Source organism: Paenibacillus sp. cl123 (assembly GCF_900101595.1).
In the GTDB taxonomy this organism is placed as follows: domain Bacteria; phylum Bacillota; class Bacilli; order Paenibacillales; family NBRC-103111; genus Paenibacillus_G.
In genome coordinates this window covers 42,065-61,458 of sequence record NZ_FMYY01000034.1, presented here as the reverse complement: position 1 = coordinate 61,458, position 19,394 = coordinate 42,065, and the positions used below count along the sequence as shown (strand labels likewise).

Here is a 19,394-nt window from a genome sequence, read left to right as displayed (position 1 = left end):
GTTTTCAAGGCGCAAGCCTTGAGTAGATGTACAGGTTTGGTGATGATGGCGGAAGGGAACCACGCGTACCCATCCCGAACACGACCGTTAAGCCTTCCAGCGTCGATGGTACTTGGACCGCAGGGTCCTGGGAGAGTAGAACGTCGCCAAGCACGAAAAAATCCTACCATTTATGTGGTAGGATTTTTTGTTTTTTATTCACGGCAAGACTCACGGCGTACGTGCTTTCATCTCATCCAAACTCTTGAACACATACCCTTGTTTGCGCGCCTCGTCGATGATGGCTCCCAGCGCTTCCGTATTATCCTTGGAGACCGAGTGCAGCAGTAGGACAGCCCCGGGATGCAGTTGAGCGACAACGCGGTCATAGGCATACTTCCAGCCCTTCTGGTCCTTGGTGTCCCAGTCCTTGTAGGCGACCGACCAAAATACATTGGTATAGCCAAGCTCCTTGCTCACAGCGAGTGTGCGTTCATTGAAGATGCCTCTGGGCGTGCGCAAATACAGCATTTCCTGCTGTCCCGTGATGGCGGCGACCTCTGTTTTTACCTTAGTAAGCTCCTCGCGGATACGTTCTGCCGAGATCTGGCTCATATCGGGATGATGCCAGGAATGATTCCCGATTAAATGACCTTCCGATTTCATCCGCTTCAAAAGCTCGCCTTGTTCCTTCACATAATGGCCGGTCACGAAAAAGATAGCCGGCACCTGCCTGTCTTTCAGCACATCTAAAATTTGCGGGGTAAACCCGTTTTCATATCCGTTATCGAAAGTCAGATATAACTCCTTCTGAGCCGGGTCTCCGGTGAAAATAGCCCCGTACTTTTGCAGCAGCGGCTTAAAGCCTTCTTCGTTAATAGAGGGTTCCTGACCGTTCACGCTTTTCTTGAAGCCGAAATGATACGAGACGTCTGCGTGAACAGAGTCGGGGAGAACCCATACGGTCAACATGCAAGCAATCATCAAAGCCACAATAAGCAGCGGACGGCAACCCTTCTGCATCACTATCCTGCATCCTCCTGAATTCAAATTTTCCGGGAACCTCCTGGTTAATATGCCACAGCCAGGGGCTGGTATGTATGGGGCAATCCCCTAAATAATGGGCGCGGCAGAGCAGCCAGCCTCCTTACAAAACAAACAACAATTGGGTTGCGCAGCGCCCGGTAGCCTGGTCCAAAAAGGCGCATACTGAGACATACCTAACGGATATGTAGAGCAATATGCTTCTTAAACAAGCCGCCTCATGTACGCTGGAGAAATGTTGCATTCCGCTGTAAATCTGTTATAATAAAATCAAAGTCAAAGAAAGTCAAAGTCAGTATATGGCTTACAGCCATGCCTAATCTAACCTTTGTATGGAGGTTGAATACAGATGCGCAGTGTTTCAGAAATGATCGAGCAGCATCTGAAGCAAATCATGCAGCAGAGCCCCGATGGCGTGATCGAAATCCAGCGCAACGATCTGGCCGATCAATTTAATTGCGTTCCTTCGCAAATTAATTATGTCATCAGCACTCGTTTTACTTTGGAAAAAGGCTATCTCGTTGAAAGCAAGCGTGGCGGCGGGGGTTATGTACGCATCCAGAAGATCGTACTTCATTCGCATGGCACAGTGCTTGATTATATTTTCCAGAATGTCGGTACGCATATCGATCAGAATGCATCTGAAGGGCTTATTTACCGTTTGCAGGAAGGCGGGTTCATCACCGCAAGAGAGGCGGCGCTCATGAAGGCTGCTCTGGATCGGGAGGCGCTGGCCTTGAAGCTCCCGCTGCGGGATGAGATCAGGGCAAGGATGCTGAAAGCGATGATGATATGCTTGCTTAGCAAGTAAGAGGGATAGTCCTTATATCACGCCGAGGAGGGACTGCATTGATTTGCCAGGAATGCGGGAAGAAGCAGGCGACACTTCATTTCACGAAGATTTTGAACGGCGAGAAGACTGAATTTCATATTTGCGAGTCCTGCGCGCGGGAGAAAGGAGAGATGATTCCGGGAACGCCCGGAGGTTTCTCTATCCATAATCTGCTCAGCGGCTTGCTCGACTTCGAGCCAACGTCTCAAAGCCAGGCGGTAGCGAAGGTTCAGCCGACGCGCTGCGATCACTGCGGCCTTACTTACAGCCAGTTCAGCAAGGTGGGGCGGTTTGGCTGCAGCGAATGCTACAAGCATTTTAACGAGAAGCTGGACCCTCTATTCAAGCGAGTTCATGGCAGTACCGCCCATACGGGCAAGGTTCCCAAACGGTCAGGAGGTTTAATTAAGCTTAAGCGGGAGATCGACGTGTTGAAGAAGGAATTGCAGGAGCGCATCGAGCAGGAAGAGTTCGAGCAGGCTGCCAAGCTGCGCGACCAGATCCGCGAGCTGGAGAAGCAGGCATCGGAAAGCTAGACAGCTGGGTAATAAGGAGGAGCACCCTAATGACGGAAGTGCAACGCTTTACGGAGCATGCCTTAAGTGATTGGATGAAGGAGGAAGGTCCCGACTCGGATATCGTGATCAGTACGCGTATTCGAATAGCGCGTAATGTGGGAGCTTACCCCTTCCCTATGCTGGCTTCGAACCAGCAGTCTCAGGAAGTGCTGGACCGCGTCCGCTCGCTGATGGACAATGACGAGCTCGAGACGATCAGCCACTTCACGCTGCTTCCGATGTCGGAGCTGGGCGAGCTGCAGCGGCGCGTGCTGGTGGAGAAACATCTGATCAGCCCGGCGCTGGCCAATGAATCGCGCAATGGAGCGGTTATTCTCTCGGATAACGAATCCATCAGCATCATGGTGAATGAAGAGGATCATTTGAGAATACAATGCTTGTGCCCTGGTTTTCAGATTAAGGAAGCTTGGGATTTGGCGAATCAGATCGATGATGTGTTCGAGGTTCACTTGGATTATGCCTTCGACGAGAAGCGCGGGTATATGACCAGCTGTCCGACGAACGTCGGCACAGGCATCCGGGCTTCGGTGATGATCCATTTACCGGCGCTTGTGCTTACCCAGCAGATCAACCGGATTTTATCGGCCATCACGCAGGTAGGCTTGGCCGTGAGGGGGCTGTACGGGGAAGGCAGCGAAGCCTTGGGGAACCTGTTCCAGATATCCAATCAGATTACGCTGGGCCAGTCCGAGGAAGAAATTATCGATAATCTGCACAGTGTCGTTCGTCAGATTATCGAGCATGAGCGGGCAGCAAGGCTCAAGCTGTCGATGGAGAACAGGGCCAAGCTTCTGGATCGGGTCAGCCGGTCGTTCGGTATTTTGTCCTATGCGGCGATTATGGACTCGAAGGAAGCGGCCCAGCGCTTGTCGGACGTGAGGCTCGGAATTGATCTTGGCTTTATTAAGAAGGTGCCCTCTCAGGTGCTCAATGAGCTGCTTGTGATGACCCAGCCGGGTTTTTTACAGCAGTTAGCAGGAGAAAAGCTGTCTTCTGAAGAAAGAGACATTAGAAGAGCGCAGCTGATTCGCGACAAGATGTCCGAATCGGACGAAGTCCGCTAACACCAAGATCACCAACTGCAAATACGGAAATGACTTTTACCAATCTTGGAGGTGTTACTCATGATGTTTGGCAGATTTACGGAACGCGCGCAGAAAGTGTTGTCCCTGGCTCAAGAGGAAGCTGTCCGCTTAGGACATAACAATATCGGTACCGAGCATATTTTGCTTGGATTGATTCGGGAGGGCGAGGGCATTGCCGCTAAAGCGTTAATCGCGCTCGGACTCGGCCTCGAAAAAATACAGGATGAAGTGGAATCGCTCATCGGGCGTGGGCAGGAGCAGCCGACCAACATCGCCTACACGCCTCGTGCCAAAAAAGTCATCGAGCTGTCGATGGACGAAGCTCGCAAGCTCGGACATACTTATGTCGGGACGGAGCATATTTTGCTTGGACTTATTCGCGAAGGCGAAGGTGTCGCAGCACGTGTGCTTAACAATCTCGGCGTAAGCTTGAATAAAGCCCGTCAGCAGGTGCTTCAGCTGCTTGGCAGCAGCGAAGTGGTTTCCCCAAGCCATGGCAATCCGGTCAACGTCAATACGCCGACTCTGGACGGCCTGGCACGCGACTTGACGGCCTATGCGAAAGACGGCAATCTGGACCCTGTTATCGGCCGCAGCAAAGAAATTGAGCGCGTTATCCAGGTGCTCAGCCGCCGCACGAAAAACAATCCGGTGCTGATCGGCGAGCCGGGTGTCGGTAAAACGGCAATCGCCGAAGGGCTTGCCCAGAAAATTATCGCCAACGAAATTCCGGAGACACTTCGCGACAAGCGGGTGATGACCCTGGATATGGGCTCGGTCGTAGCTGGAACGAAGTACCGCGGCGAATTTGAAGACCGCTTGAAGAAAATAATGGATGAAATTCGCCAAGCCGGCAATATCATTTTGTTCATTGACGAGCTGCACACGCTGATCGGCGCAGGCGGGGCCGAGGGCGCTATCGATGCTTCGAATATTTTGAAGCCGTCGCTGGCCCGCGGCGAGCTGCAGTGCATCGGAGCGACAACGCTGGATGAATACCGCAAATATATCGAGAAGGACGCCGCCCTGGAGCGCCGCTTCCAGCCGATTACGGTGGATCAGCCTTCTCCGGAGGAAGCGATTCAAATTCTCCACGGTCTCCGCGATCGTTATGAGGCGCATCACCGGGTGAAAATAACCGATGAGGCGATCGAGCAGGCTGTCAAGCTTTCCGACCGCTACATTACAGACCGGTTCCTGCCGGATAAAGCGATCGACCTGATCGACGAGGCCAGCTCGAAGGTCAGACTTCGCTCCTATACGGTACCGCCCGATCTCAAGAAGCTGGAGAACAAGCTGGAGGATATCCGCAAGGAGAAAGACGCTGCCGTGCAGAGCCAGGAGTTCGAGAAAGCAGCTGCTCTGCGCGACACCGAGCAGAAGATGCGCGAAGAGCTGGATACGACGAAAAACGAGTGGAAAGAGAAGCAAGGCCGCACCGATTCGGAGGTAACGCCGGATGATATCGCTCAAGTCGTGGCGAGCTGGACGGGAATTCCGGTCGTCAAGCTGGCGGAAGAGGAGACGGAGAGGCTGCTGAAGATGGAATCGATTCTTCACGACCGGGTCATCGGCCAGGATGAAGCCGTGAAGGCCGTCAGCCGCGCTATCCGCCGGGCAAGAGCCGGTCTTAAGGACCCTAAGCGTCCGATGGGCTCCTTCATCTTCCTCGGACCAACCGGCGTAGGGAAAACGGAGCTGGCCCGCGCTTTGGCCGAGTCGCTTTTCGGCGACGAAAATGCCGTGATCCGTATCGATATGTCCGAATATATGGAGAAGCATTCCACTTCCCGCTTGGTCGGGGCTCCTCCGGGTTATGTAGGGTATGAAGAAGGCGGCCAGCTGACCGAGAAGGTTCGCCGCAAGCCTTATTCGGTTGTTCTGCTCGATGAGATCGAGAAGGCGCATCCGGAAGTATTCAACATCCTGCTGCAAGTGCTGGAGGACGGCCGCCTGACAGACTCGAAGGGACGCACCGTCGACTTCCGCAATACGTTGATTATCATGACTTCCAACGTGGGCGCCGATGTCATCAAGAAAAACTCGACGCTGGGCTTTACGGCAACGATCGATGCCGGCCGCGAATACGGCAATATGAAAGATAAAGTAATGGGCGAGCTGAAGAAAAGCTTCCGTCCGGAGTTCCTGAACCGGATCGACGAGATCATCGTATTCCATTCCCTGGATGAGAAGCATATCGCCGAGATCGTAACTCTGATGGCTGATGATCTCCGCAAGCGGCTCAAGGAGCAAGAGGTTGACTTCGTGCTTACGGATGGAGCAAAGGCGTTCCTGGCGAAGGAAGGCTACGATCCAAGCTTCGGAGCAAGGCCGCTCCGCCGGGCGATCCAGAAGCATATCGAGGACCGTTTGTCCGAAGAGCTGCTTCGCGGAAATATTACCAAAGGCGACAAGCTGACGATCGACGAGAAGGACGGCGAGCTCATCGTCGAGCGAAATTCGGGCGTCAGTACGGAAGTCTAAACCGGGCTTTTGGCCTTGTATATATAACTGTAATTCGCTGATTTTGCAGCAAACCTGCCGCAACCGGATTAAACCGGCCGGCAGGTTTTTCTATTTACTGGGTTTTATGTTTGAAGAAGCCTCAACACAGGCAAAGCGCGCGTTTTTATTTCGGATTACCGGGGCAGGAAGGGTTTTCTTTGCCTCATCGTCATGGTAAACTTTGTAATGGAACTTGAGGTGATATGGGATGGCCAAAACAAAAACGAAATTTTTCTGTCAGCAGTGCGGTTATGAATCACCGAAGTGGCTGGGCAAATGCCCGGGCTGCGAAGCGTGGAACACGTTTGTGGAAGAAGTGGAAACGATCAGCAAGTCGAGGGGCGCTCAAACCTCCATTTCTAATAAGAAAGAAAAGCCGATCTCGATCATAAACATAGAAAGCAGTGAAGAGCAGCGGGTTATTACAAATAATCAGGAGCTGAACCGGGTGCTGGGAGGAGGGCTGGTGCCCGGCTCTCTCATTCTTGTCGGCGGCGACCCGGGGATCGGGAAGTCGACCCTGCTGCTGCAAACTTCTCATGAGCTGACTCAGCAGCAGTTGAAGGTGCTGTATATTTCCGGAGAAGAGTCGATCAAGCAGACCAAGCTGCGCGCAGACCGGCTCGATGCGGTATCCCCGCTGCTGTTCGTGCTCAGCGAGACGAATGTGGAATTTATCGAAGCGGCCATCGATGAGCTGGAGCCGGACTTTATCGTGATTGATTCGATCCAGACCGTATACCATCCGGCAGTTGCCTCAGCGCCGGGCAGCGTTTCCCAGGTAAGAGAATGTACCGGACATTTTATGCGAATTGCGAAGGTCAGAGGTATCGCAACGGTGCTGGTTGGTCATGTTACTAAAGAGGGAGCAATCGCAGGTCCCAGACTGTTGGAGCATATGGTCGATTGCGTTCTGTATTTCGAAGGAGAGCGGCATCATTCCTACCGGGTGCTCCGCGCCGTGAAGAACAGATTCGGCTCGACCAATGAAATCGGCATCTTCGAGATGCGCGAGAGCGGCCTTGTCGAGGTAGCCAATCCTTCAGAGCTGTTCCTATCCGAACGTCCGCTGGGCGTAGCGGGATCGACCGTGGTCGCCAGTATGGAGGGTACCCGCCCTGTGCTGGTCGAGCTTCAGGCGCTGATCTCAGCTACTAACTTCCCTTCCCCGCGCAGAATGGCCACCGGCTATGATCACAACAGGCTGTCGCTGATCATCGCCGTATTGGAGAAGCGGATGGGGATGTTCCTGCAGAATCAGGATGCCTACCTGAACATTGCCGGAGGGGTCAAGCTGGATGAGCCGGCCGTCGATTTGGCGGTTGCCGTCAGCATCGCCTCCAGCTTCCGTGATCAGCCGACCCAGCCGTTCGACGTTGTATTCGGGGAAGTGGGACTTACGGGCGAGGTTCGCGGCGTGTCCCGCATCGATCAGCGTGTTCGGGAAGCGCAGAAACTGGGCTTCAGACGGGTTATTTTGCCGGAGAAAAGCTTAAAAGGCTGGACGCCGCCCCCGGGAATCGAGGTCATCGGCGTGCAGACGGTAGCGCAGGCGCTGTCCGCCGCATTGGTATAGAAAAGATCAAATATGCATTAATAGTCGTGAGGAAGTCAGGAGGGACAACGCTTGAGCAAGGAAGATTCAAAACGCGACGTGATGAGCCAGCTGCTGCAGCTGGTTGCGCCGGGCACGTCCTTTCGCGATGGTCTGGAGAACGTGCTTCGCGCCAAGACGGGCGGACTGATTGTTGTCGGCTATAGCCCGGAGGTGATGGAGATTGTTGACGGAGGCTTCTCCATCAATTGTGATTTTTCTCCTAACTACTTATATGAGCTTGCCAAGATGGATGGGGCCATTATCCTTAGCGAGGACTTGAAGCGCATCCTGTATGCGAACACCCAGCTGATACCCGATTCGTCCATCTCCTCAATCGAAACGGGCATTCGTCACAGAACCGCAGAGCGGGTAGCGAAGCAGACCTCCAAGCTTGTCGTCTCCATTTCTCAGCGGCGCAACGTGATTACGCTGTATCAAGGAAATTTGCGTTACGCTTTGAAGGATATCGGGGTAATACTAACCAAGGCGAATCAGGCGATTCAGACGCTGGAGAAATACAAGTCGGTGCTCGATCAGGACATGACCAATCTGGGAGCTTCGGAATTCGAGGAGCTGGTAACGCTGCATGATGTAACGGGCGTTATTCAGCGGATCGAGATGGTGCTGCGCATCAAGGCTGAGATCAACCGGTATATCAACGAGCTTGGCAACGAAGGGCGCCTGATCAGCATGCAGTTGGAAGAGCTTGTGGGAAATACGGAACGGGAAGCTCTTTTGCTCGTAAAAGATTATATAAGGGAAGCGAACGAGGACAAAATAAGGGAAGTGTTCTCGCAGCTCAAGCGGCATGCAGGAGACGAGATTCTCGATCATTCTCAGATTGCCCGCGTACTCGGATACCCGCATTTTTCGGCCAGCGCCGAGGAGATCGTATCGCCCCGCGGTTATCGCGTACTCAGCAAGATCCCGAGATTGCCGACCATCATTATTCACAATCTTATCGAACGGTTCAAGCAGCTGCCTCATCTGATGATGGCGACGATCGGAGAGCTCGACGAAGTGGACGGCATCGGCGAAGTAAGGGCAAGAACGATCAAAGAAGGACTGAAGCGCATCCAAGATCAGGTACTCATTGACAGACATATCTAACTTGCTTACAATCATATGGTGACCTCATAGCATGGACAGCGTTGGGGCACAGTAAAACCAGAGGTGGACTAATCCATGATAACTAAATCTCTACCCAATGTCTTTACGATTGGGAATCTGTTTCTCGGGATCATCGCCATAATATCCGTCTTTAACAACAAACCGGAGCTTGCGGCGATTATGGTCATTGTAGCGATGCTGCTGGACGGTTTGGACGGACGTGTGGCTCGTGCATTGAACGCCCAGAGCGAGTTCGGCAAAGAGCTGGATTCGTTGTCCGACGTCATTTCATTCGGAGTTGCTCCCGCCTTCATCATGTATGTGGTAGCCTTCACCGAGCTGAATGCGGCGGCGGCCTGGATCGTAACCGCTGTGTTCCCGATCTGCGGAGCGCTTCGCCTGGCCAGATTCAATGTCGTTGCCGGTACTCCCGGCTATTTTATCGGGCTTCCCATCCCTGCCGCCGGTGGTGTGTTGTGTACGCTCGCTTTGTTCCATCAAGAACTGAGCACGCTTGTGCTTGTCCTGTCGACGCTTCTTCTGTCTTACCTGATGGTGAGCACTGTCAAATACCCGAACTTTAAGAAAATCGGCATTCCGAAAGCCGCGATCTGGATTACTCCGGTCGTTGTCGTCATCGCTGTTGTATTGGCCGTTAAATTTCCAGGGACGCTTTCCAAGCTTATCTTCGTGCCGCTGTTGCTTTACGCGCTGTACGGTTTAAAAAAAAACGTTGATCGAGCCTTCTTTTTTGCCCGCCGCAAGCGGAAAAAAGAGCTGGAAGAAGCGGAATCCCGGTCTACGGGAATGTAATAAAAACATAGCCGAAAATGAAAAGCATTTATTTTCCTTCCGGGGAGATAGATGCTTTTTTTGTTTTTTCTTCGGCTGACGGGATTAGCGGACCCGCTTTTGGATCATAATTGTAACGAAGACTAGGAAATATTTGGAGGTGAAGTCTATGGTGAAAAAATGGTTTCAGCTTTTATTTGCCGTGATCGGCGGTACCTTGGGCGTACAGTGGAGCGAAGCGTTCGGGACCCCCATGTTTGAAGCCATGGCGTCGGTCATGGGAGTGGAGGCGATAAGAGGGCAAGCGGTCTGGATGTTCATAGTTGTTGCTGTGGTCTTCTACTCCGTGAGTAACTGGGCGCTGGAGCATATGCTGCGTACGATCCGGGATGGCGAGGAGCGCATCGCATCCGTCCCGATCGTCGATCTGATCGCCGGTTCCTCAGGCATGGGAGTCGGGGTGCTGCTTTCCTCGCTGCTGCTGTTTCCCCTCGAGCGGACAGGCTTCTCCAACCCGCTGCTGCATATGCTGATCATCGGCGTGCTGGCATTCACCGGCTTCAGGCTGGGGCTTGTGAAGAAGGAAGAGCTGCTGGCGATGCTGGAAAAACGTGGAGAAGCGCGTGGGCGGCGCGGGGCGCAAGGAGAGGTGAAGGGCTTCGAGGAACATAAAATTCTGGACACCAGCGTCATTATCGACGGCAGAATTGCCGATATTTGCAAAACCGGCTTTATCGAAGGCACGCTTGTTATTCCCGAGTTCGTGCTGGAGGAGCTTCAGCATATTGCGGACTCGTCCGACCTGCTGAAGCGCAACCGCGGCCGCCGCGGTCTGGATATCCTCAATAAAATCCAGAAGGAGCTGGACGTCAAGGTGCTGATCTACGAAGGGGATTTTGAAGAAATCTCGGAGGTGGACAGCAAGCTGGTCAAGCTGGCCAAGGCGCTGCGCGGCAAGGTCATCACGAATGACTTTAATCTGAATAAAGTATGCGAGCTGCAGGGAGTGTCCGTGCTGAACATCAACGATCTGGCCAACGCCGTGAAGCCAGTCGTGCTGCCGGGCGAAGAAATTCTCGTTCAGGTGATCAAAGACGGCAAGGAGCATGGTCAAGGAGTCGCTTACCTGGATGACGGAACGATGATCGTCGTGGAGGGCGGCCGCGAATTTATCGGCACGACCTTGGACGTGCTGGTGACGAGCGTGCTGCAGACATCGGCGGGCCGGATGATTTTTGCCAAGCCCAAGCTATTGGAAAAAGCGCTCTAAACCGTTATGATAGAAGATATGCGCATCGAACCTTACGTTTGGCGGTAGAGGGACGGGGATAGGCTCCCCTTGCTTGTTTCTCATGGTCCGGAACGTACGTTCGATGCTGCTGGACGTTGGCAGGCGGTGATGGGGTTGAATGGCAAGACAGGTGTTGTCGTCGTAGCGGCCGGAAGAGGCACGCGCATGGGTACGGCGGAAAGCAAACAGTATTTGCGGCTGGACGATAAGCCGATACTTATACATACGCTGCGGGCCTTGGAGCGGATGACGTTTATCGATCAGATCGTGCTGGTGACCGGAGCGGATGATGTGGAGCGCTGCCGCCGCTGGATCGAGCAGGAGGGGCTGAGCAAGACGGCCCGTATCATCAGCGGCGGGCGAGAGCGGCAGGACTCGGTGTATGAAGGCTTGAAGGCATTGCCTTCCGGTATCGAATGGGTTCTTGTCCATGACGGCGTCCGTCCGTTCGCGGCCTCTCATCATGTGAAGGCATGTCTGGAACGGGCCTGGGTCACGGATGCGGCGGTTCTTGCCGTTCCTGTGAAGGATACGATCAAGATCGTGAACGGCGAGGGAGTCATCACGGCGACACCGGACCGCAGCAGCTTGTGGGCGATTCAAACCCCGCAAGCTTTTCGTCATGCTTTGCTCCTTGAGGCTCATGAACGGGCCCGGCGGGAAAATTTCACAGGCACGGACGATGCCATGCTCGTCGAGCGTCTGGAAAGAAGCGTTTCGGTTGTGGAAGGCGACTATTATAACATCAAAATCACGACGCCGGAGGATATGCCTTGGGCGGAGTGGATATTACGCAATGTCAGGGGAGAGGGAAACGAATGATTCGCGTGGGGCAAGGTTTTGACGTACACCAATTGGTGGAAGGGCGCAAATGCATAATAGGCGGCGTCGATATTCCTTATGAAAAGGGACTGCTTGGTCATTCGGATGCCGATGTGCTGCTGCATGCCCTTAGCGACGCTATTCTGGGAGCGCTGGCCATGGGGGACATCGGCAAGCATTTCCCGGACACGGCCGACGAATACAAGGATGCCGACAGCTACGAGCTCCTGCTCCATGTATGGAAGCTGGCGGTTGGGGCAGGCTACCGGCTGGGCAACGCGGATCTGACGATCATCGCGCAAAAGCCCAAGATGGCGCCATACATTCCGGCGATGGTGGAGCGGATTGCCGCCGCGCTGAACGCGGAGCCGTCTCAGATTAATGTAAAAGCGACGACGACCGAACAGCTCGGCTTCACCGGGCGCGGGGAAGGGATCGCGGCACAGGCGATTGTTTGTCTGCTTCAAAATGTGCTATCATAACACATTATATTCATTAGGTTTAGTGAACATGGAAGGGGAGTCAGGAGATGGCAGACGTTCGCGTAAGATATGCGCCGAGTCCGACCGGACATTTACATATCGGCGGTGCCCGCACCGCGTTGTTCGACTATTTGTACGCCCGCAGGCATGGAGGGCAGTTCATCGTCCGCTTCGAGGATACGGATCAGACCCGGCATGTGGAGTCAGGCGTCGACAACCAGCTGAACGGACTTCGCTGGCTTGGCGTGGATTGGGATGAGAGCGTCGATATCGGCGGTCCGTACGGTCCATATCGTCAGATGGAGCGGCTTGAGCTGTATCAGCCATTCACCCAGCAGCTGCTTAATGACGGACATGCCTACTACTGCTTCTGTACGGAGGCGGAGCTCGAAGCGGAGCGGGCGAGCCAGGAAGCCGCCGGCGAGATGCCGATGTATACGGGCAAATGCCGTCACCTCTCAGCCGAGCAGCAGCAGCAATACCGGGAAGAAGGACGCAAGCCGTCCATCCGCTTCCGGGTGCCGGCAGACCGCACGATAGCGTTCACCGACCGCATCCGGGACAAAGTCGAATTCGAGACGAACGGCATCGGCGACTTTATTATTGTACGTCCCGACGGCATCCCGACCTATAACTTTGCCGTTATTCTGGACGATCATCTGATGAAAATTACGCTTGTCATCCGCGGAGAAGAGCATCTGACGAATACGCCGCGGCAAATTATGATGTACGAAGCGCTGGGACTGCCTGTCCCCGAGTTCGCCCATCTGGCGCTGATCCTTAACCAGGACCGCAAGAAGATGAGCAAGCGGGATGAATCCATCATCCAGTTCATCGAACAATACCAGTCGCTCGGTTACTTGCCGGAGGCGGTCGTCAACTTCATCGCGCTGCTAGGCTGGTCGCCGAAGGGCGAGGAGGAGATTTTCTCCAAGGAAGAGCTGATCGAGCAGTTCGATCTGGACCGCGTGTCCAAAAGTCCGGCCGTGTTCGATATGGACAAGCTTAACTGGATGAACAACACTTATATCAAAAAGGCGGACCCTGAGCGGATCGCAGAGCTTGCGCTGCCTCATCTGCAGAAGGCGGGTCTGCTGCCTGCCGAGCTTAGCCAGGAGCAGCACAATTGGGCGCGCGCGCTGATCCGGCTGTACCAGGACCAGCTGCGTTATGCCGCAGAGATCGTGCCGTTGTCCGAGCTGTTCTTCCGCGAGGACGTGCAGCTTGACGAGGAAGCGGGAGCGCTGCTCGGAGAAGAGCATGCTCCGGTTGTGCTGGGCGCCTTCCGGAAGCAGGCTGCAGCCGCTGAAGATTTCGGCGTTGATGCGATCAAGGGGATGATCAAGGCTGTCCAAACCGAGACCGGGTATAAAGGCAAGCCGCTGTTCATGACCATCCGCGTCGCTTTGACGGGACAGATGCATGGGCCTGATCTGAACATGACGATCCATCTGCTTGGCCGCGACAAGGTGCTTGAACGGGTTAATAAATTATTGTAATCAGGCGGCATTTCTGCTAACATCGTAAACAAACCAATATCCAATATGGCGTCGAACGGGAGAGTACGGCGATAACGGGGGATTCACAGAGAGGATGACCGGCTGACAGCCGGCTGCAAGTCATCCAGTCCACCATCGGCGGAAGTGCACCCGGGAGCTGTTAAGACGATCTGCGCACAGGCAGTTTCTGGGCTCAGGGTAGTTTGGCCGTAGCGTTCACGATACGAACGAGCAAGATGCGCGAATGGAGCGGAGCTCGGCGGAAGCCGGAGATTCGGAGTTTGCGCTAAGCAGAGTGGAACCGCGAATCGACACGCCTCTGCAGCCTTTGACGGCTGCGGAGGCTTTTTGGTTTGGAGCGGCTTTCAGGAGAGGATAAACGAAGGCGGGGTCCTGAATCATGTTCGGCAGAATGAAAGAAGATATCGCTACCATTTTTGAAAATGATCCTGCCGCCAGAGGCTGGTTCGAGGTCGTTTTCACCTATGCGGGCTTGCATGCCCTGTGGTCTCATCGGATCGCCCACTGGCTCTACAAGCGGAAGTGGTATACGCTGGCCAGAATTATCTCGCAGATCAGCCGGTTTATGACCGGCATCGAGATTCATCCGGGCGCGGTGATCGGGCGGCGATTTTTTATCGATCACGGGATGGGGGTCGTGATTGGGGAAACCTGCGAAATTGGCGATGATGTGCTGCTCTACCATGGGGTGACGCTCGGCGGCACCGGCAAAGAAAAGGGCAAGCGTCATCCGACGATCGGCAATAACGTAGTCATCTCCGCAGGAGCGAAGGTGACGGGCTCCTTCACCGTAGGAGACAACTCCCGGATCGGAACCAACGCGGTTGTGCTGTCGGAGGTCCCGCCCAATAGTACGGTTGTCGGCATCCCGGGACGCGTCGTGAAGCGCGATGGCGTGCGGATCGGCCGGCTGGAGCATGACAAGCTCCCTGACCCGGTCATTGAGATGTTCCGGAATACGCAGGAGCAGATGGAAGAATTGAAGAGAAGGCTGGCAGAGCTGGAACTGGAGCATAAGAACGGAGGATAACGATCCATGACGCTTACTATTTACAATACGATGAGCCGGCAGAAGGAAGCCTTTGTACCGCTCGAAGCGGGCAAAGTGAAGATGTATGTCTGCGGTCCGACCGTATACGATTTTATTCATATCGGGAATGCAAGACCCGTCATCTTCTTCGATGTGGTGCGCAGATATCTGGAATATAGCGGATACGAGGTCAACTTTATCGTGAATTTCACTGATGTCGACGACAAGCTGATCAAAAAAGCGGCCGAGATGAACCTGACGGTCCCTGAGGTGGCCGATCTGTTCGTCCGGCATTATTACGAAGACACCAAGGGACTTGGCGTCCGGGAAGCGAATGTTCATCCGCGGGTGACGCAGAATATGAAGGAGATTATCGCCTTTATCTCCGAACTCGAGGCGAAGGGACTGGCTTATGAGGCGAAAGGAGATGTGTTCTTCCGGACGGGGAGCTTTGCGGAATACGGCAAGCTGTCGCAGCAGAATCTCGAGGAGCTTCAATTCGGCATCCGGGTTGATGTAGACCGGCGCAAGGAGAATCCGCAGGACTTCGTGCTTTGGAAAGCCGCGAAGCCAGGGGAGATCAGCTGGTCCAGCCCATGGGGAGAAGGCCGTCCCGGCTGGCATATCGAATGCTCCGCCATGGTGCGCAAGTATCTCGGCGATACGATCGATATCCACGGAGGCGGTCAAGACCTGACATTTCCGCATCATGAATGCGAAATTGCGCAATCCGAGGGATTGACCGGCCATACGATGAGCAACTATTGGATGCATAACGGCTTTGTAAACATCAATAATGAGAAAATGTCCAAATCGCTTGGCAACGGCATTACGGTGCATGAGTTGCTTAAGTCGATCCCTGCGGAGATCATCCGCTACTTCATGCTGTCCGGCCATTATCGCAACCCGCTGAACTTCAGCGACGAAGCGGTCGAGCAGGCCAAAGGAAGCCTGGCGCGTCTGGAAAACTGCCGCTCGTCCCTGAAGCACCGGCTGAAGACGGCGGATGCGCCGGAAGCCGATACGGAAGTCGCGGCGGCCGCCGCAGCGGTGAAGGCGCAGTTCGAAGCGAAGATGAACGATGACTTCAACACGCCGGATGCCATCACCGCGATGTTCGAGCTGGTCAATGTAGCGAATCCGTACCTGAGCCGGGACCATGTGAACGCTCAGACGATCAAGCTGCTACTGGACGGATTCGGAGCGATGAACGGGGTGCTCGGTATTCTTCCTGAGGATGCCGAAGAGCTGCTGGACGCCGAGATCGAGCAGCTGATCATAGACCGGACGGAAGCGCGGAAAAGCAAAAACTGGGCGCGGGCCGACGAAATCCGCGATCTGCTCGCCGGACGCGGCATCGTACTTGAGGATACGCCGCAAGGCATCCGCTGGCGGCGCAAATGAGCGACAACGGGCTGCGAAGAGATGAAGACGGGAGCCTCCAGGCGCAGCAGTCGGATGCCGCGGGTTCGGCGGCGGGGGCGGCTTCCCGGGACGAGTCCTGTGATCCGTTCGCGCTGAACCTGTTCGCTTACCCGCCTGCGCGGGAGCCGAGGCTGCTCAATCCGCTTGTGCTCGCTTATGCCGGGGATGCGGTCTATGAGGTGTTCATCCGCCAATATGTGATCTCGCAAACGAATCACAAGCCGGATCATCTGCACCGCATGTCTACGAAATACGTATCCGCCAAGGCTCAGGCCAAGGCGCTGACCCGCTGGCTTCCGCTTCTGTCCGAGGAAGAAGCGGATATCGTGAAGCGGGGCCGCAACGCCAAGTCGGGCACGACGGCGAAAAATGCCGATGTGCTTGAATACCGGCACAGTACGGCCTTCGAATGTCTGATCGGCTACTTGTATTATACGCGCCGCTGGGAGCGGCTGCGGTTCCTGCTGGAGCTAGCTCTGGAGCGGGATGAAGCCTGAACGGGCGGACAGCCATAAAATAACCGAAGAGAAGAGGGACACCATCGTGGAAGATCTTATTGGAGGCAAGCATTCCGTACTGGAAGCGCTCCGTTCAGGCCGCACGGTCAATAAAATATGGATCGCCGAGCAGGCCCAGAAGCAGCTGACCCAGCCGATTATCGCGGAGGCCAAGCAGCACGGCGTTATCGTGCAGTTCGTGGACAAGCGCAAGCTGGATCAGATGGCGGAGGGGCTGCAGCATCAGGGAGTTGTCGCGCAGGTCGCCGCCTATGATTACGTCGATGTGGACGAGCTGCTTGCCCGGGCTGCGGCCAAGGGCGAGGAGCCTTTCCTGCTGATTCTCGATGAGATCGAGGACCCGCATAATCTGGGCTCCATCCTGAGGACCGCCGACTGTACGGGCGTGCATGGAGTCATCATCCCGAAGCGCCGTTCCGCCTCGCTCACCGCTACGGTATCGAAGACTTCCGCAGGAGCGGTCGAATATGTGCCCGTGGCGCGCGTAACGAATCTGGCTCAGACGATCGAGCAGCTCAAGGAGCGGGGAGTATGGATCGCAGGCGCGGATGTCGGCGCCAAGGCGCCGCTCTACCAGACGGATCTCCGTCTTCCGCTTGCTATCGTCATCGGCAATGAAGGCAAGGGAATCGGACGGCTCATCCGTGAAAAATGCGATTTTCTGCTTCAGCTCCCTATGTTCGGAAAAATCAACTCGCTGAATGCTTCGGTGGCGGCAGCGGTATTCATGTACGAAGTAGTCCGCCAGCGGCACGCTGTCAAATGACGGCGCTGGGGCCGCCGGCCTGCCGCAGGTGGACGTTATGATTCAGGAAATTCTTATCGTGGACGGATACAACATCATCGGGGCTTGGCCCGAGCTGCAGAAGCTGAAGGATATCCGGCTTGAGGAGGCGCGCGACCGCCTGATCCAGATCATGGCGGAGTACCAGTCCTTCACGGGGATGAAGGTGATCCTCGTGTTCGATGCGTACTATGTGCCGGGGCTGGGCCGCAAATACGTGCAGAGCAAGCTGCCGGTGTACTTCACCAAGGAGAAGGAGACGGCCGACGAGTTGATCGAGCGTCTTGTCACGACGCATGTCGGACGCCGCAAGCAGGTCTATGTGGCTACTTCCGACATGACGGAGCAGCACGTGATCTTCGGCAAGGGGGCGTTCCGCCTGCCGGCCGGAGAGCTGCTGGTCAAGGTGCGGCAGGCCAGAGGCGAGGTTCGCCGCAAAATTCGCCAGGAAGCGGAGACCCGGCGCAATACGGTCGACAATACGCTGAGTGACGAGCTTAGAAAGCGGCTGGAGGATTTGCGCAGGGGGCGATGAAACGCCTCAGGACATCCCGCTATGGCAAGCATATGCAAGTCGAATTTTATTGACGATGTTAGATTACATAATGTATACTAGCCTTATCTTTCAAGCGCAGGCCGGAGGGATTGTGGTGAGTGTCGACCTCAAAGAATTGAGAATGTGCGAATACGACCTCAAGGCTGACGAAGACGTAGTCGAAGCGGTCCGCGAAGGCGACAGCGATGCGCTGGAGTACTTGATCAACAAGTATCGTAATTTCGTTCGTGCCAAGGCCCGTTCATACTTTCTGATCGGAGCCGATCGAGAAGATATCGTACAGGAAGGTATGATCGGACTGTATAAGTCCATTCGCGACTTCCGCGGCGATAAGCTTGCCTCCTTCAAGGCGTTTGCCGAGCTTTGCATCACCCGTCAGATCATCACGGCCATCAAGACGGCAACCAGACAGAAGCATATTCCTCTCAATTCTTACGTATCCCTGGACAAGCCTATTTACGACGAAGATTCCGACAGAACGTTGCTTGACGTAATCTGCGGCTCGCGTGTGTCCGATCCGGAAGAATTGATTATCAATCAAGAGGAATTCAGCGGTCTCGAGGATAAGATGGGCGAGATTCTAAGCGACCTCGAGCGCAAAGTGCTGATGCTATATTTGGATGGGCGATCCTATCAAGAGATTGCCGTCGATCTTGACCGTCATGTGAAGTCGATTGACAATGCGCTGCAGCGGGTCAAACGCAAGCTGGAGAGATATTTGGAAGTTCGCGACGCATAGCAAGCACCTTTCCTTTTATGGAGAAGGTGCTCTTTTTCATTGAGGAGAGCAGGACGGCGAGAGCCCGCAGGCGACCGGTTTCCGTCTTATGGCAAGCGGGATGCGGACGGCGTGCGTTTAACCGACAGCCCGGATGCCTATACTGGTAGAAAAGGACGACAGGGATGCCGAGCAGCTCTTCCTATTTCCTTGACAGAAGAATGGCCGTGTGATAATGTATTCAGGTAGCCTTAGCCGAGTAGGCGTTTTTTTTGCTGATCGGGCAAGGCTGTAAATCAGAGGCTGGTCCGTAGGAGGTGTACATCATGCGGGTGATCATCACATTAGCGTGCACAAACTGCAAGCAAAGAAACTATGCGTCTTCCAAAAACAAGCGCAACCATCCTGACCGCATGGAGCTCAAGAAATATTGCAAGTATTGCAATGAACAAACGGCTCATCGCGAAACTCGCTAGTTTTTTGGAGGTGTAGGTTGTGTCCTTTTTGGCTAAAGTGAAGCAGGGATTCGGCAGCACGTTTTCTTTTTTTGGGGACGCATGGTCCGAGTTGAAAAAAGTAAAGTGGCCTAGCCGTAAAGAGCTGATTAGTTACACGCTGGTCGTGTTATTTACGGTCATCTTCGTGACGGTGTACTTCTACGTTCTGGACTTAGGTATTTCGGAGCTGCTTCGCCTCGTGTTTAAATAATCTAGGCTGATTGGTGGC

At 54.5% G+C, this 19,394-nt stretch carries 20 protein-coding genes and 1 rRNA gene; 20 read left to right on the top strand and 1 reads right to left on the bottom strand.

Annotated features, from left to right (window positions below; all coding sequences use genetic code 11):
• Nucleotides 1-35 precede the first annotated feature (35 nt).
• Nucleotides 36-152, top strand: a 5S ribosomal RNA gene (gene rrf / locus BLR08_RS29245).
• 58 nt (nucleotides 153-210) lie between these two features.
• Here rrf and pdaA read toward each other — a convergent pair.
• A complete protein-coding gene (gene pdaA / locus BLR08_RS29240) occupies nucleotides 211-963 on the bottom strand; it encodes a delta-lactam-biosynthetic de-N-acetylase (protein WP_090586607.1) in 753 nt (250 codons plus the stop codon).
• Nucleotides 964-1,372: 409 nt separating this feature from the next.
• Between pdaA and BLR08_RS29235 the strand changes: the two genes are divergently transcribed.
• The 19 genes from BLR08_RS29235 to secE all read left to right on the top strand — a co-directional run bounded on the left by BLR08_RS29235 (nucleotide 1,373) and on the right by secE (nucleotide 19,376).
• A complete protein-coding gene (locus BLR08_RS29235) occupies nucleotides 1,373-1,834 on the top strand; it encodes a CtsR family transcriptional regulator (protein WP_072338057.1) in 462 nt (153 codons plus the stop codon).
• 38 nt (nucleotides 1,835-1,872) lie between these two features.
• Nucleotides 1,873-2,391, top strand: coding sequence for a protein-arginine kinase activator protein McsA (locus BLR08_RS29230; protein ID WP_072338056.1), 519 nt, complete (start codon nucleotides 1,873-1,875; stop codon nucleotides 2,389-2,391).
• A gap of 29 nt (nucleotides 2,392-2,420) precedes the next feature.
• Entirely contained in the window at nucleotides 2,421-3,497 is a 1,077-nt protein-coding gene (locus BLR08_RS29225; protein WP_072338055.1) for a protein-arginine kinase McsB, read from the top strand.
• 60 nt (nucleotides 3,498-3,557) lie between these two features.
• On the top strand, nucleotides 3,558-6,002 hold the full coding sequence (gene clpC / locus BLR08_RS29220; protein ID WP_072338054.1) for an ATP-dependent protease ATP-binding subunit ClpC: 2,445 nt from the start codon (nucleotides 3,558-3,560) through the stop codon (nucleotides 6,000-6,002).
• Between the two features lie 229 nt (nucleotides 6,003-6,231).
• Nucleotides 6,232-7,599 carry a DNA repair protein RadA gene (gene radA / locus BLR08_RS29215; protein WP_072338053.1) on the top strand — a complete coding sequence of 456 codons (1,368 nt, stop codon included), beginning with the start codon at nucleotides 6,232-6,234 and terminating at the stop codon, nucleotides 7,597-7,599.
• A 51-nt stretch (nucleotides 7,600-7,650) separates the two neighbouring features.
• The gene (gene disA / locus BLR08_RS29210) at nucleotides 7,651-8,730 is read left to right on the top strand and encodes a DNA integrity scanning diadenylate cyclase DisA (protein WP_256257844.1); all 1,080 of its coding nucleotides are present in this window, start codon (nucleotides 7,651-7,653) and stop codon (nucleotides 8,728-8,730) included.
• Between the two features lie 75 nt (nucleotides 8,731-8,805).
• Nucleotides 8,806-9,543, top strand: a complete 738-nt coding sequence (gene pssA / locus BLR08_RS29205; protein ID WP_072338052.1) for a CDP-diacylglycerol--serine O-phosphatidyltransferase — start codon at nucleotides 8,806-8,808, stop codon at nucleotides 9,541-9,543.
• 148 nt (nucleotides 9,544-9,691) lie between these two features.
• Nucleotides 9,692-10,792, top strand: a complete 1,101-nt coding sequence (locus BLR08_RS29200) for a PIN/TRAM domain-containing protein (RefSeq protein ID WP_072338051.1) — start codon at nucleotides 9,692-9,694, stop codon at nucleotides 10,790-10,792.
• Between the two features lie 129 nt (nucleotides 10,793-10,921).
• Complete coding sequence (gene ispD / locus BLR08_RS29195; RefSeq protein ID WP_072338050.1) at nucleotides 10,922-11,635, top strand: 2-C-methyl-D-erythritol 4-phosphate cytidylyltransferase; 714 nt, start codon at nucleotides 10,922-10,924, stop codon at nucleotides 11,633-11,635.
• Nucleotides 11,632-12,117 carry a 2-C-methyl-D-erythritol 2,4-cyclodiphosphate synthase gene (gene ispF / locus BLR08_RS29190; protein ID WP_072338049.1) on the top strand — a complete coding sequence of 162 codons (486 nt, stop codon included), beginning with the start codon at nucleotides 11,632-11,634 and terminating at the stop codon, nucleotides 12,115-12,117. The genes ispD and ispF overlap by 4 nt, the downstream gene beginning before the upstream one ends.
• 47 nt (nucleotides 12,118-12,164) lie before the next feature.
• A complete protein-coding gene (gltX, locus tag BLR08_RS29185; RefSeq protein WP_072338048.1) occupies nucleotides 12,165-13,616 on the top strand; it encodes a glutamate--tRNA ligase in 1,452 nt (483 codons plus the stop codon).
• Nucleotides 13,617-14,016: 400 nt separating this feature from the next.
• Complete coding sequence (gene cysE / locus BLR08_RS29180; protein WP_072338047.1) at nucleotides 14,017-14,667, top strand: serine O-acetyltransferase; 651 nt, start codon at nucleotides 14,017-14,019, stop codon at nucleotides 14,665-14,667.
• A gap of 6 nt (nucleotides 14,668-14,673) precedes the next feature.
• Nucleotides 14,674-16,071: a cysteine--tRNA ligase gene (gene cysS / locus BLR08_RS29175; protein WP_072338046.1), complete on the top strand. Its 1,398-nt coding sequence runs from the start codon at nucleotides 14,674-14,676 to the stop codon at nucleotides 16,069-16,071.
• The gene (locus tag BLR08_RS29170) at nucleotides 16,068-16,589 is read left to right on the top strand and encodes a Mini-ribonuclease 3 (RefSeq protein WP_083537560.1); all 522 of its coding nucleotides are present in this window, start codon (nucleotides 16,068-16,070) and stop codon (nucleotides 16,587-16,589) included. Before cysS ends, BLR08_RS29170 begins: the two co-directional genes overlap by 4 nt.
• 46 nt (nucleotides 16,590-16,635) lie before the next feature.
• Nucleotides 16,636-17,376 (top strand): 23S rRNA (guanosine(2251)-2'-O)-methyltransferase RlmB, encoded by a 741-nt coding sequence (rlmB, locus tag BLR08_RS29165; RefSeq protein WP_256257840.1) that lies wholly within the window; start codon nucleotides 16,636-16,638, stop codon nucleotides 17,374-17,376.
• A 37-nt stretch (nucleotides 17,377-17,413) separates the two neighbouring features.
• Nucleotides 17,414-17,929, top strand: a complete 516-nt coding sequence (locus tag BLR08_RS29160; protein ID WP_072338044.1) for an NYN domain-containing protein — start codon at nucleotides 17,414-17,416, stop codon at nucleotides 17,927-17,929.
• Nucleotides 17,930-18,044: 115 nt separating this feature from the next.
• A complete protein-coding gene (sigH, locus tag BLR08_RS29155) occupies nucleotides 18,045-18,689 on the top strand; it encodes an RNA polymerase sporulation sigma factor SigH (RefSeq protein WP_072338043.1) in 645 nt (214 codons plus the stop codon).
• A 305-nt stretch (nucleotides 18,690-18,994) separates the two neighbouring features.
• On the top strand, nucleotides 18,995-19,144 hold the full coding sequence (rpmG, locus tag BLR08_RS29150; RefSeq protein ID WP_072338042.1) for a 50S ribosomal protein L33: 150 nt from the start codon (nucleotides 18,995-18,997) through the stop codon (nucleotides 19,142-19,144).
• Between the two features lie 19 nt (nucleotides 19,145-19,163).
• The gene (secE, locus tag BLR08_RS29145; protein ID WP_072338041.1) at nucleotides 19,164-19,376 is read left to right on the top strand and encodes a preprotein translocase subunit SecE; all 213 of its coding nucleotides are present in this window, start codon (nucleotides 19,164-19,166) and stop codon (nucleotides 19,374-19,376) included.
• Nucleotides 19,377-19,394: the final 18 nt, after the last annotated feature.